This is a genomic window from Bacillus sp. BK450 (assembly GCF_004364885.1).
In the GTDB taxonomy this organism is placed as follows: Bacteria; Bacillota; Bacilli; order Bacillales; family Bacillaceae; genus Bacillus; species Bacillus safensis.
In genome coordinates this window covers 1-13,017 of sequence record NZ_SOBQ01000002.1, presented here as the reverse complement: position 1 = coordinate 13,017, position 13,017 = coordinate 1, and the positions used below count along the sequence as shown (strand labels likewise).

At 41.7% G+C, this 13,017-nt stretch carries 14 protein-coding genes; 11 read left to right on the top strand and 3 right to left on the bottom strand.

Annotated elements, in window-relative coordinates:
* The first annotated feature begins 198 nt into the window (after positions 1 to 198).
* Positions 199 to 597, top strand: a complete 399-nt coding sequence (locus EV579_RS05170) for a DUF3221 domain-containing protein (RefSeq protein ID WP_133744071.1) — start codon at positions 199 to 201, stop codon at positions 595 to 597.
* 71 nt (positions 598 to 668) lie between these two features.
* Here the strand turns inward: EV579_RS05170 and EV579_RS05165 are convergent, their stop codons facing one another.
* A complete protein-coding gene (locus tag EV579_RS05165; protein ID WP_025093179.1) occupies positions 669 to 2,096 on the bottom strand; it encodes an aldehyde dehydrogenase family protein in 1,428 nt (475 codons plus the stop codon).
* A 211-nt stretch (positions 2,097 to 2,307) separates the two neighbouring features.
* On the opposite strand from EV579_RS05165, the gene EV579_RS05160 reads away from it, so the two are divergent.
* The 3 genes from EV579_RS05160 to EV579_RS05150 are packed head-to-tail and all read left to right on the top strand — an operon-like array spanning position 2,308 to position 3,934.
* Positions 2,308 to 2,733, top strand: a complete 426-nt coding sequence (locus EV579_RS05160) for a DMT family transporter (RefSeq protein ID WP_120206925.1) — start codon at positions 2,308 to 2,310, stop codon at positions 2,731 to 2,733.
* A gap of 13 nt (positions 2,734 to 2,746) precedes the next feature.
* The gene (locus EV579_RS05155) at positions 2,747 to 3,427 is read left to right on the top strand and encodes a Crp/Fnr family transcriptional regulator (RefSeq protein ID WP_098677256.1); all 681 of its coding nucleotides are present in this window, start codon (positions 2,747 to 2,749) and stop codon (positions 3,425 to 3,427) included.
* Between the two features lie 21 nt (positions 3,428 to 3,448).
* Positions 3,449 to 3,934, top strand: a complete 486-nt coding sequence (locus tag EV579_RS05150; protein WP_025093180.1) for a DMT family transporter — start codon at positions 3,449 to 3,451, stop codon at positions 3,932 to 3,934.
* Between the two features lie 8 nt (positions 3,935 to 3,942).
* Here EV579_RS05150 and EV579_RS05145 read toward each other — a convergent pair whose 3' ends face one another.
* Positions 3,943 to 5,349, bottom strand: a complete 1,407-nt coding sequence (locus EV579_RS05145) for a phospholipase D-like domain-containing protein (protein WP_133744070.1) — start codon at positions 5,347 to 5,349, stop codon at positions 3,943 to 3,945.
* A gap of 159 nt (positions 5,350 to 5,508) precedes the next feature.
* Between EV579_RS05145 and EV579_RS05140 the strand changes: the two genes are divergently transcribed.
* From EV579_RS05140 to EV579_RS05120, 5 genes are all read left to right on the top strand, one after another.
* A complete protein-coding gene (locus tag EV579_RS05140; RefSeq protein ID WP_024425669.1) occupies positions 5,509 to 6,285 on the top strand; it encodes a MurR/RpiR family transcriptional regulator in 777 nt (258 codons plus the stop codon).
* 130 nt (positions 6,286 to 6,415) lie between these two features.
* Positions 6,416 to 7,330 carry a 1-phosphofructokinase gene (gene pfkB / locus EV579_RS05135; RefSeq protein WP_133744069.1) on the top strand — a complete coding sequence of 305 codons (915 nt, stop codon included), beginning with the start codon at positions 6,416 to 6,418 and terminating at the stop codon, positions 7,328 to 7,330.
* Positions 7,331 to 7,343: 13 nt separating this feature from the next.
* A complete protein-coding gene (locus EV579_RS05130; protein ID WP_133744068.1) occupies positions 7,344 to 8,759 on the top strand; it encodes a PTS fructose transporter subunit IIC in 1,416 nt (471 codons plus the stop codon).
* A 15-nt stretch (positions 8,760 to 8,774) separates the two neighbouring features.
* Positions 8,775 to 9,233 carry a PTS sugar transporter subunit IIA gene (locus EV579_RS05125; RefSeq protein ID WP_024427781.1) on the top strand — a complete coding sequence of 153 codons (459 nt, stop codon included), beginning with the start codon at positions 8,775 to 8,777 and terminating at the stop codon, positions 9,231 to 9,233.
* A 2-nt stretch (positions 9,234 to 9,235) separates the two neighbouring features.
* Positions 9,236 to 10,105: a class II fructose-bisphosphate aldolase gene (locus EV579_RS05120; RefSeq protein WP_044335845.1), complete on the top strand. Its 870-nt coding sequence runs from the start codon at positions 9,236 to 9,238 to the stop codon at positions 10,103 to 10,105.
* 38 nt (positions 10,106 to 10,143) lie between these two features.
* Here EV579_RS05120 and EV579_RS05115 read toward each other — a convergent pair whose 3' ends face one another.
* Positions 10,144 to 11,664, bottom strand: coding sequence for an MDR family MFS transporter (locus EV579_RS05115; RefSeq protein WP_133744067.1), 1,521 nt, complete (start codon positions 11,662 to 11,664; stop codon positions 10,144 to 10,146).
* Between the two features lie 170 nt (positions 11,665 to 11,834).
* On the opposite strand from EV579_RS05115, the gene EV579_RS05110 reads away from it, so the two are divergent.
* Both EV579_RS05110 and EV579_RS05105 read left to right on the top strand, forming a co-directional pair.
* Positions 11,835 to 12,254 (top strand): MarR family winged helix-turn-helix transcriptional regulator, encoded by a 420-nt coding sequence (locus tag EV579_RS05110; RefSeq protein WP_243837401.1) that lies wholly within the window; start codon positions 11,835 to 11,837, stop codon positions 12,252 to 12,254.
* 359 nt (positions 12,255 to 12,613) lie between these two features.
* The coding region (locus tag EV579_RS05105) for a T7SS effector LXG polymorphic toxin (RefSeq protein WP_243837387.1) at positions 12,614 to 13,017 on the top strand (404 nt) is incomplete at its 3' end.

The window sequence follows — 13,017 nt, the reverse complement described above, 5'->3', positions numbered from 1 at the left end:
TCAATTTGAACTTTACCGAAAGTTTGCCATTAAGTAAAATATATAATATTGATTGTCATGATTAAGATTTCTAATACCTTTGCAAGGTGACAGAACTTGAAGGTGAATCGCTTAACTGTATAAAGCATCTTTAGAAAAATGGGCCGTTTTGAATGAAGAGACGATCGTAAGGGATTGAAAAGGGGTGTATGAAAGTTGATGCAGATAAAGTTTAAAAATATAAAATGTTTTCGGCTTGTCATCTTGATTTTTCTCATTTTATTAGTAGCGTGCAATTCTCCAAAGGACAATATAAAAGATTCATACAATCAGAATAAAACAACAGCATCTTTTTCAAAAAAAGGCATCCTGCTAAGAAAAGGGGAGACGAATTTACTTTTTATAAACAATAAAACGCCATTAAAAAGCGATGATTCATTGAAAACCCATCTTCTTATTGAAAAGTATAAAAATGATCTCATCGTTATGGATTTAACAAAAGTAGATTCTAAAGAGCTGTCACAGGGTCAAACGATTGAGGTTTGGTTTGATGAGTTACAAGAATCGTTTCCTCCTAAAGCAAAGGTCGAAAAATATAAAATCATGATGGATAAGTAGGGGAGCAGGGGGCAGATTCTTTCTATCATGAAAAAAGGAGAAAAACCTTAGAGTTTTTCTCCTTTTTCAAATTATGCTGTTGGAAGTCCCATCACAGCTTTCACTTCTAAATATTCCTCGATCCCAAAGTCTCCCCATTCTCTTCCGATACCAGATTGCTTAAAGCCGCCAAACGGGGCAAAGTAATCTGTTTCGGCGTTGTTAATGGTAATTTGACCGGCACGAATATGTTCAGCTACATATTTTAGTGTTTTTTCATCTTTTCCAACCACATAGCCAGCAAGACCGTACACTGTATCATTGGCAATCTCAAGGGCATGATCCAGGTCTTGATATGTGATCACACTCATGACGGGTCCGAATATTTCCTCTTGCGCAATGGTCATATCATTTTTCACATTTGTGAAAATAGTATGTTTAGCGAAATATCCTTTGTCTAGTCCGTCCGGCTTACCAGTTCCCCCAGCAAGCAGGTGAGCACCTTCTTCAATTCCTTTTTCAATATAAGACTGCACGGTATCCCATTGCTTTTTGGAGACAAGCGGGCCAGTGGCGTGATCTTCTCTCGGATCACCAACTGTAAACTTCGGCAGGGCATTCAGCAGCGCTTTTTCAAATGCGTCTTTCATTGATTCTGGAATCAGCACACGTGTAGCTGCGGAACACACTTGACCTGTATTCATCGCAATATGATGAACGGCTGTTTCGGCTGCCTCATCCACATCTGCATCATCTAAGACGATAAGAGGGGATTTCCCGCCGAGCTCAAGAGCCACTTTCTTAATATTGTCTGCAGCATTTTCCATTATTTTAGAGCCGACAGCACCTGATCCCGTAAATGAAACAAAGTCAATATCAGGGTGTGAGCTAATGCCGTCACCAATGACATCACCAGTTCCGTTAACTAGGTTGAAGACGCCTTTCGGTACGCCAGCTTCATCAATGATGTCTGCAAGAATCATTGCGGCAAAAGGTGTAATTTCCGCAGGCTTTAAGACAACTGGTGAGCCTGCTGCAATGGCACCCGCGATTTTAAGTGATGTTTGATTTGTTGGGAAATTCCAAGGTGTAATCAATCCGCTGACACCAATCGCTTCTTTTATAATAGTGTGCCCGCCGCGGTCCTCAGTAAATGTATACGATTTAAGTGCTTCCGCTGCTTTAGAAAAATGTTCATGTCCCATTTTGTAATGAACCTCTTCCGATACTTTCAGCGGTGCACCGAGCTCTTGTGTCATGACTTCAATTAGTTCATCCTTACGCTTTTCGTAGCCACGCACAATGTTTTCCAGCATCTTTACGCGTTCATTTCGAGATGTTTTTGAGAAAGAAGGGAAGGCGGCACGAGCAGCTTTGACTGCCTTATCTAAATCTTCTTTTGTACCTAAACTAATGGTGCCAATGACTTCCTCTGTAGCAGGATTGATGACTTCCGTCGTTTCGTTTCCTGTTGATGCGATCCATTCTCCGTTAATAAAATGTTTCTCTTGATTTCTCATTCTGACATGTCTCCTTTTTATATGTGATTCCATTCAATATTCTGTTTTCAGGTGATATAAAACTGTACCCACTGTGAAAAATCTAAAACGATGCAACTGTAAAAGAAAAAGTTTCTGATATAATACGCAAAGTGGGACATATGTCCTTTTCAACATCAGGGCATCTATCTTTTAATGGAACTAGACTGAAAAAGAAGGAGCATTTGAACGAATGAAAGGTGTTATTTTCGCTTTATTAGGAGGCGCTTGTATTACACTGCAAGGCGTCGCAAACGCAAGAATCAGCCAGGATATCGGCACATGGCAGGCGGCAACCATCACGCAGCTGACCGGCTTTATGATCGCACTGATCATTTTACTGATCGTACGTGACGGACACTTTCGAGAATATCGAAAGGTGCAGCCGCTTTATTTAGTAGGCGGTGCATTTGCAGCCATTATTATTTTCAATGAAGTGACTGCGATTCAAATGATCGGTGTCACACTGACCATCGCTGCTTTACTCATTGCTCAGCTTGCTTTCACCTTTGCAATCGATGCAAAAGGATGGTTTGGTGTACAGAAGAAGAAAATGAAATGGCCGCATTATGCAGGAATTCTATTGATGATCGCGGGTGTAATCATTTTAAAGCTATAAAGGAGGGCGTCAGATGGAGGAGCTTCATGATGAATCTCTATTTTCCACTTATCTCAAGGCACATGAATTAGAAAACGTCTTTCATCAGAAACTCATATCACACGTCAGCTTATGGCGCTATGAGCAAGGTGAGCTGATTTGTTCAAAGGGAGATCAGAGGGAGCACTTGTACTTGTTAGTAAAAGGAAAATTAAAGATTTTCACCACCACAAAAGAAGGAAAGACCTTCATTCTTTGTTTTAAACATCCTCTTGAAGCGATTGGAGATATTGAATACGTTCAGCAGACTGATATGGTCAATACAGTGGAGGCTGTCACAGAAGTACATATGCTAAGGATTTCTCATCAAGCGCTCATGCGCCATGCGAAGGATGACCCCCGCGTGTTAACCTTTTTACTAAAGGGCATCACAAACAAATTTTATACGAAATCAAACGATTTGAGCTTCCACCTTTTATACCCTGTAGAGGTCAGACTCGCAAGCTACTTATTGTCTGTGTTAACAGGGGATAACAGCGCGAGCGCACTTCGTCTTACTGATGCGGCGAGCTTAATTGGTACAAGCTACCGTCATATTAACCGGGTGATTCAGCAATTTTGTGAAAAAGGGCTGATAGAGAGGCGAAGAGGGAAGATTACGATTCTTGACCGGGAAGGACTCTTAGAAATAGCGGAGCGAAACATTTATGAATAGAAGAAATGAAGGGATTCAGACATGATCATAGGAATAGGATTAGCCATCACGGCTGGCGCACTCGTCAGCTTACAAACCATTTTTAACAGTAAGGTCAATGAGCAGACAGGCTCTTGGTCAACGACCACTCTCGTTCTAGGTATGGGCTTTATTGCTTCACTTTTGATGGGTCTTTTGCTAGAAGGAACCGGCATGTTTCAATTAAGACATATGGAAGCGTGGTACTGGATTAGCGGAGCCATTGGAGTAGGGGTGGTCATCTGCCTCGTTCAAAGCATCAAACGTCTCGGTCCGACTTATGGAATCTCGATTGTCCTAATTTCACAGCTCGGCTCCGCGCTTTTGTTCGATTCGCTTGGCTGGCTTGGGTTAGAAAAAGTGGAATTTTCTCCCGCAAAACTATTAGGTGTCATTGTGATTGTTGCGGGGATCCTGGTGTTTAAATTGACCAAATTGGAGTCAGCAGAAGAGGATCAATCAGAAGAAAAAGGGCTGCCACAAGAGTAAGCTGCCCTTTAGATCAACCGCCGCCATAGAACAGTTATCGCGGATAAACCATTTAAAAGGAGCCTTTTCATCAAAGGCTTTTTTTTCTGCCCATAGGACTCCGCTTTATAGGCTGCTTTGTCCTTCGCGACAAGTATACTATAGGCAATTTTACGTTCTATTGCCTGAGTAAGTGATAGCGCAAAAGGGGCACTATCAATGACCAAAATTGACTCTGTATTTAAAAAACTAGACCTCGCATCTAAATTATATGTGCCAATAATACTTAAATAATCATCAATGACCATTGATTTCGCATGAATGGAATACGGGCCTTCATATTCGTACAAATGAACGCCTGTTTTCATCAGTTCCTTTTTCGTGCTTAAGTAACCTGCAAAAGCTAACGGATTTGGCGTCGCTGTAAGAGAATTCGTGACAACTGTCGTTTGAATCCCGCTGGCTAAGGGAGTGAGGCCGTCTTTCATGGGTCGTGTCGGGATGACATAAGGCGTCTGTATGAGCACAGAACGCTTTGCCCGGTGAGCTAGATCGTTTAGTTTTTTTAGCACAAGAGGACGCTTATTGAAGCGCTCCACAGGATTTGTAAAAAATGCAATCTGCTTTACTGAGGTGCCATCTGCTGCCCAATTAAAGGACGACATCACAAAAGGTTCTTTCGCATGCACTGCCTCCTGATAGGATCTAAGCAGTTTCTTTCTTAGTTTTAAGCCTTTCTTTGCTTTTTGTTTGGAGAACACAGCTTTTGTTCTTTTCGTAAAGTGATGATTCCATAAATAAACGAAGTATTGCTCCATTTCATCTAATACTTTTCCTTTTTTGTCGTTATAAAGCAGCACATCGCGGTCAAATGCAAAATCTTTCGGGGGCTGATCTGCAAAGTATTTATCACCGATATTTCTTCCGCCCATCACAGCCACTCGGCCATCTGTCATCAGCAGCTTATCATGAAGGCGGTTATGCCACGTCCATGGCTTAAATAACCGAAAGGGCTCATAAAAACGAATGGCCATGTTCGGGTGATTTGCCACGGCATACCGTAAATCTTTTAGCGGTCCACGCAAACTGTGGCAGATGCCGTCTAAAAGCAGCTGAACTTTCACCCCTCGATCAGCAGCTTCAATTAAAGCACCTAGTACCCATTCGGCTGTTTTTCCCTTTTGAATGGAATAATAACTTAGGCGGATCATCCTCTTTGCCTCACGAATCATTTGGATTCTGGCCTGACCGGACTCAAATCCATCGTCAAGAAGCATCACTTGATTTGTGCCCTGATCGTCTCCTGAGATCGAAGAAGCTTTATAGATACAATGTTCTTTGCATGTTTTTTGGATCGGTAAATAAAACAAAACAAATGCGGTCAAAAAGACATAAACGACATAGAGAAGGATCAGATAAAACAAAAGATGAAGCATACGGATCAGCTCCTTTCACATAGACACAACTTTTCCTTAGTTTATGTCAAAAATAAAATTTCACTCATTTTCGCCTTTCATCTAAATACATGACAAAAGAATCATCTTGTTTTTATTGGGCATTTAATTATAGTATGAAATGAATAAGGGGGAATCGATTTGAATGAATCATTATTTAACATCCCAAGTGATGTATATCAAACGTTAAGTGAAACAGAACGATATTTACTCAATTATATTCACCAGCATTTAGAGGATATCTCCACCTTATCCATTGTCACTTTAAGCGAAAGAGCCAATGTATCAACGGCCACGATTGTCAGACTGATGAAAAAAATTGGCTATAACGGCTATACATCCTTTAAATATCGATTGAAACAAGAAAAGAAAATGACAGATGCAAGCGACCAGCTCAAAAATATTGATGAAGACATCAAACTAGCAATTCGGAAAAATGAAGAAGAGGTTTTAAAAACGATACAGCTGCAAAGTATTGGACAAATTGAAGATGCCGTTCAAAAAATACATAATGCAGACAAAATTTATATTTTCGGCAGAGGCTTCTCAGAGATGATCGCCAAAGAGATGACCATCAAATTACAGCTCATCGGGAAAACATGTGAAGTACACGACGATCCGAATATCATTCGGCTGAAATCGCGAGACATTGAAAAAAGTGAGCTTGCCATCTTTGTTTCATTAAATGGCGAAACAGCTGAGCTTGTTGAAGCGTGTCAAAACCTCAGTATGAAGCAAGTCACAACCATTACGGTTACGACAAGAATAGATTCTACATTAAGCAAAATATCAGATATGACACTAGTCGGATATAAAGGGGAACAATCTTTCTTCCCAGATTATGAAGTCAGATCCCGTCTGTCTCTTCATGTCATTGCCCGCATTTTACTTGACGCCTATGTGATCCGAATGAAATAACCAATAAGAAAGCCTTCGAGAGTTTGATCTGGAAGGCTTTTTCTCATGAAAACCTTTACACATTCTGAAAACATTTTCACTGAATCGTATGAGATACTTTCTTTAGAGAAAAGAAAGAAGGTGAAACCAATTGATTTATACCTGCACCTTAAATCCTGCTATTGACCTATATATTGCATTAAAAGAAATGCGGGCAAATGCAGTCAATCGCACAGAAGATGAAGATTATCAGCCGAATGGAAAAGGCGTGAACGTGTCAATTATGCTAAAGAAATATGGCTTCACCAGCACTGCACTAGGATTTATTGCTGGGTTTTCAGGCTCTTATATTGAACAATCCTTAAAGGATCTCTCCATTCAAACCGATTTTATCTCGGTTGAAGGCATTACACGCATTAATGTTTTTATCAATACGACAGAAGAATACAAGCTAGTGAATCAAGGCCCTGCAATTGAAGAAAAAGCGCTTCACGCCTTTCGTGAGAAAATTGCGGCTATCCCGCAAGGAGGCATCCTCATCATGTCAGGCAGTCTGCCAAAGGGCGTTCCTGCCAGCATTTTTTCAGAAGTAGCAGCTATTTGTCATCAACAGAAGGTCAAGTTCATTTTAGACACAAGCTCCGCAGCGGTTCTTGAGACGCTTCAATACAAACCGTATTTATTAAAACCGAATGAAGAAGAAATCGCTGCTTTTTTCGGCAAAACACATCCTTTGTCAGAAAAAGAACTCATTCAATCAGGAGAGAAACTCATTGAGATGGGTGCAGAGCAAGTGCTTATTTCCCGCGGGGGAGAAGGGGCTTTGTTCATTACGAAAGACGCCGTCTTAAAAGGAAACGCACCGACAGGCACTGTAGTAAATACAGCTTGCTCTGGAGATGCGATGCTCGCAGCCTTTCTTAGTAAACAGCTTGAAGGTCATTCATCTGACGAGTGCTTACGTTACGGCATTGCAACTGGCGCATCTACTGCATTTTCTAAAGGCTTAAGTGATTTACATGACATTGATTCATTGATTGAGCAAGTACACATTCAGAAGAAATAAGGGGGAATAACACATGAGCCGTAAAAAAATTGTCGCTGCAACCGGCTGTCCAACAGGCATTGCACACACATTCATGGCAGCTGAAGCATTAAAAATCGCTGCCGAGCAACTAGGGGTCGACATCAAAGTCGAAACGCATGGTCAAGTAGGAATTGAAAACGCTTTAACTGATCAAGACATTCTGGAGGCCGATGGGGTCATTGTCGCAGCTGACAAAGATGTAAATACAGATCGTTTTCACGGCAAACCACTAATTGAAGTGCCTGTAGCGAAGGGTATCCGCACGCCAAATGAACTGATCCAAGGCATTATCAATGGAGATGCCCCCGTTCATCAAGTGAAAGGAAGAACTTCTGGAACGGAGAAACCATCTGCTCCTTCATCCTCTCAACAAAAGTCGGCAAATAAATGGATACACACCATTTATAAGCACTTAATGAACGGTGTATCACACATGCTGCCATTTGTCGTTGGAGGCGGTGTCTTAATTGCCCTTTCTTTCTTATTTGGTATCTACTCTGCTGATCCTAAGCACGAAACGTATCATCCGTTTGCTGCCTATTTGAAAAGCATTGGCGGACTTGGCTTCAGCTTAATGGTACCAATTTTAGCAGCATTTATCGCTGATTCGATCGCAAGACGCCCAGGGATGGTCGTTGGATTTATAGGTGGTCTCCTTGCAAATGATGGAGGCGCTGGATTCTTAGGTGGTATTATCGCTGGTTTTGCAGCAGGGTATATCATCGTACTTCTTCAATTCCTGCTTCAAAAATTACCAGCATCACTTGATGGATTAAAATCAATCTTCATCTATCCTGTCATCGGTATTTTCTTAATTGGGGCTGTCATGACCCCGTTGTTAGTTCCAATCACAGGGCTAAATAATTCCTTAATGGACTTTCTTTCATCTGTACAATCCACAAATCCGCTGCTTTTAGGCTTAATTGTTGGAGCAATGTGTGGATTTGATATGGGCGGACCTTTTAACAAAGCAGCCTATGTCACAGGAACGGCTTTACTTGCAGAAGGTAACCTTTACTTCATGGCAGGTGTGTCAGCAGCATGTATCACACCGCCGCTTATCATTGCGATTGCTACAACGATTTTCCGAAAACATTTCACGCCACAAGAACGAAATGCAGGGGCAATCAACTATATTCTAGGAGCGACACATATTACAGAAGGAGCCATCCCATTTGCGGCCAAAAACCCGGTCGTTGTCCTGCCAATTATCATGTTTGGCTCTGCCATCTCTGCTATATTGACATATTTGTTTGGGGTACAGGTTCCAGCTCCGCATGGTGGATTCCTTGTTCTTCCGGTCGTCACAGGTGCATTCCAATGGGTGCTTTCCATACTAATCGGCTCACTCGTAGGTGCGATTCTCTACGGACTTTACCGTAAAAAAATAGACAACCCCGCAGTTTAAAAGGGAGGATGAGAAATGATGGAACATATCTATATGAATCTTCACGAAACAGCTTCTTCACAGGCTGGCGTGTTCGCAGCCATTGCTGACATTGCCTACAAAGCAGGTATTTGCACCTCACCAGAGGATGTCAAAAAAGGGTTAGCGGAAAGGGAAGCACTGAGTACAACCGGATTTCAAGATGGATTTGCCATTCCGCATACTCAAACAGAAGCCATCACGAAACCAGCACTTGTGATCGTCCGCACGGAAACAGGTATTGAATGGGACGCTTTTGATGGGAAGCCTTGCTTTTTCTTCTTATCCTTACTGATCCCTAAAAGTGAAGCAGGGACGACTCATTTAAAAGCTCTTTCAGCCCTTTCACGAGGCTTAATGGATGAAACGAAACGTCAAAAACTGCTGGAAACAAGAACAAATGAAGACATGCTTGCTGTATTAGAAACGGATATTTTAACTAGAGAGGATGTTTGATCATGCCTTTACTTTCAACAACACCAATGCTTGAGGCTGCGAAAAACGAAAAATACGGAATTGTGGCATTCAATGTGCACTCCTTTGACAGTATCTATTGGGTGCTCGAAACTGCCGCAGAATTAAAGTCACCTGTGATTTTGCAAACAACGGTTGGAACGGTTCAATCTCTTGGAGCAAAAGCGATTGCAGATACAGTGAAGGCGGCGGCTGATCAATATCAAATCCCAATCGGTCTTCACCTGGATCACTGCACAGACTTTGATGTGATTCTCACCTGTATCAGGGCTGGATATACATCCGTTATGATCGATGCATCTATGCACTCATATGAAGAAAATGTACGCCGCACAAAAGAAGTCGTGGATCTTGCCTTAAAAGTAGGTGTAAATGTCGAAGCAGAGCTAGGCAAGGTAGGCGGTGTAGAAGATGATATCGTCGTTGACGAAAAGGATGCTGAAAAAGCCGTTCCATCAGAATGCCGTCAATTTGTAGAAGAAACTGGAGTGCCTACTTTAGCGCCTGCGATTGGTACTGCCCATGGCATTTATAAAGGGGTGCCGGATATTGACTTTGACCGCATTGAACAAATTGCAGCGCTGGTCGATGTACCACTTGTCCTGCACGGTGGTTCCGCTGTACCAGATGAGGATGTCAAGCGATGCGTTGCACTTGGTATGGCAAAGGTGAATGTCTCAACTGAACTGAAAAATGCGTATTCCGAAGCAATACGTGATCATTTCTCAAACGAACCTGAAAGCTTAGATCCGCGTATGTATTTACAAAAAGCAAAACAAGCAGCGAAAGACATGGTCCAATCGAAAATACGAATCGTTGGCAGTGAAGGCAAAGCCCATCCGTTATATCAATAAGAAAAAAAGCAGAGCCGCTATCGCTCTGCTTTTTCACATTATTCGTTTTCTTTCATTTCATTAGATGTGCGTACTCGTGCATTTCCCATAAATATGACCGTAATCGCCGCAAGTGCAATCGGGAATAATGCAAGCAAAAATACGTACGTAATACTTTGTGACATCGCATCGATGACTTTATTTAAAATATCAGGCGGAATTTGTGAGCGGGCACCTTCTTGGAAAATAGCCTGTGGATCGCCTACTTGAGAAGGGGCTCCTTTCATTCCGCTAAAGGCATCTGCTAAACGATTTGTCAGCACATTGGTTTGAATCGTTCCGAAAATCGTGACACCCAGAGTCATTCCAAGTGATCTCATAAATGAATTGGTCGAGTTTGCACTGCCTCGGTAGCGTGGCTCAAGATCATTCATTGAAGCTGAAGGCAGAAGGGAGAAGCTGAACCCGACGCCAAAGCCTGATATCATCATAAAGAGTGTGAGCCACAGTCTTGCTGTATCTGGTGACATATTGGCAAGCAGCAGCATCCCAGCGAAAAATGAAATGACAGAAATGGTCATAAGACGTCTGAAAGGCACTTTCGTCTGCATCGTTCCGCCAATCATACTGCCAATGACTGATCCAATCATCATCGGTGTTAAAATGAACCCTGCACTTGTCGCAGATTCACCGTACACCGCCTGCACGAAAATAGGAATAAAGACAGCAAGAATAATAAATGTCCCGCCATATAAAAACGCCAAAATTTGAGATGTTGCAAATAATCGATTTTTAAACATCCAAAATGAGATAATCGGCTCCTCAGCCTTACGCTCAACAATAAAGAAGATCGTACCGAACACAAGAAACACAGCAAAAAGTGTGAGAATTTGCACCGAATCCCAAGCATAAGATTTACCGCCAAGCTCAAGCGCGAACATTAAGCTGACAACCGCAACGACAAGTGTAATAGCACCTGACCAGTCGATTTTCTGCTTACGATGTTCAAGCGATTCCTGATAGTATCTGGCGATCAAGAAGACACTGACAATACCAATCGGCACATTAATATAGAAAACCCAATGCCAGCCGATCGAATCCGTAATAATAGCACCTAAAAGCGGTCCGAGTACACTTGATAAACCAAAGACTGCTCCAAACATACCAGACATTTTTCCGCGCTTTTCAGGCGGGAAGATGTCAAAGATAATCGTAAATGCGATCGGAAGAAGTGCACCGCCCCCAAGCCCTTGAATGGCTCGGTAAATAATGAGCTGATCCATCGTTTGTGCGATACCGCACAGCGCTGATCCAATTAAAAAGAAAATAAGTCCAAACAGAAAAAAACGCTTTCGACCATACATATCAGAAAGCTTTCCGTAAATAGGCATTCCCGCCATCACTGCCACCATATAAGAAGCCGTCACCCAAGCAAATTTATCAAAACTGCCTAAATCTGCTACGATGCTTCCCATTGCTGTTGCAACAATGGTATTGTCCATCGCTGCCATAAAAATCCCTAACAGCAAACCGATGACAACAAAGCGAGTGGATGCCTTGCCTTTATCCACATGATTCATTTCATTTACCTCCTGCTTACGTTCTCTCATTATTTTTGCTATGATCAACTTAACCATAAAGTAAGAGAACATTTATCTTGATGATCAAGATAAATTGATTTTAAAGGGAGGAGAACAAGTTGTCAATAAAGAACGAGGCTGAAGACAGAGCAGCCCAGATCATACATACAATGAGGCGCTTCGCCACACGAACCGTTTTGTTCCACCAAGCGGCCGCTCAATCGCTCGGCCTTTTTCCAACAGATCTCAAATCCGCCGATTTATTAAACGAACTCGGTCCTCTCACAGCAGGAGAATTAAGTGAAAAAACAGGCCTTAGCTCCGGTGCGGTCACAGCTCTCATTGATCGGCTTGAAAAAGCGGAGTACGCCAAAAGAGAAAAGGACCCAAAAGACAAACGAAGAGTCATCATTGTTCCTCTAACAGCGGGGAAATCACAGGTAAAAGAACTCTTTCGATCCTTATCAACATCAACGAAGGAACTCACAAATGAATACAAACCAGAAGAATTAGATTTAATTATTCAATTTATAACTGAAGCAGCAGATATCATGGAGCAAGAGCTGCAATTGCTGAAGTCTAAATCGTAAAAAGTACACTGATGCGGGTGTGCTTTTTCTAAGTGCATTCCTAATTCATGTAGGGATTGCCTCGACTAGTGACATCTTCCTTACCATGGAAGGGCTCTAAAACAATTTTATAATGAAGTAGCTTAAAAAAATATTTATTTAAAAGATGTTCTAAATATCGCATCATAATTATTACTGACAAAAGTGGAGCTAAAGTATTCTATTGAAACATTGTTCATTTACATAATAAGTACTGTTTTTTGTATCAATATTCCTATTTAATGACAAAATTTTTATTGGTAAAATTGACCTTGTCAATGAATAGGAAGGAGTGAATTCTGCTGGGGAAGATACTTGATGCAAAAGCACTAACAAGTGCCATGGACACAAGGGCAAAACACTACCAGGAACTCCGCGAACAAATGGTAGATTTAAAAAAGGCATTACAAGGTGTTGCCAATCTCGGTGATGATTTCACTGGGAAAGGAGCCGATAACATTAAAAGTTTCTATAAAGAGCTGGCTGGAAATGTAGACATGTTTATCAGCTTCATTGATAAGCAAAAAGCCTTTCATGATGGTGTTTCTGGGACACTGGATGATACGAGCTTTGGCGGCGATACCTTTGTAGAAGAACACTTTTTAGACAACGCAGTACATATGGGCATCAAAAACGCCAAAAGCATTGTAAAGGATCAAAAAAAGGCACTCAAAACGATTTTTCAAGACATTGATGACCTCATTTCCCTAGAGGTATTTGATAGCCAAACCTTTGATGAAAAAAT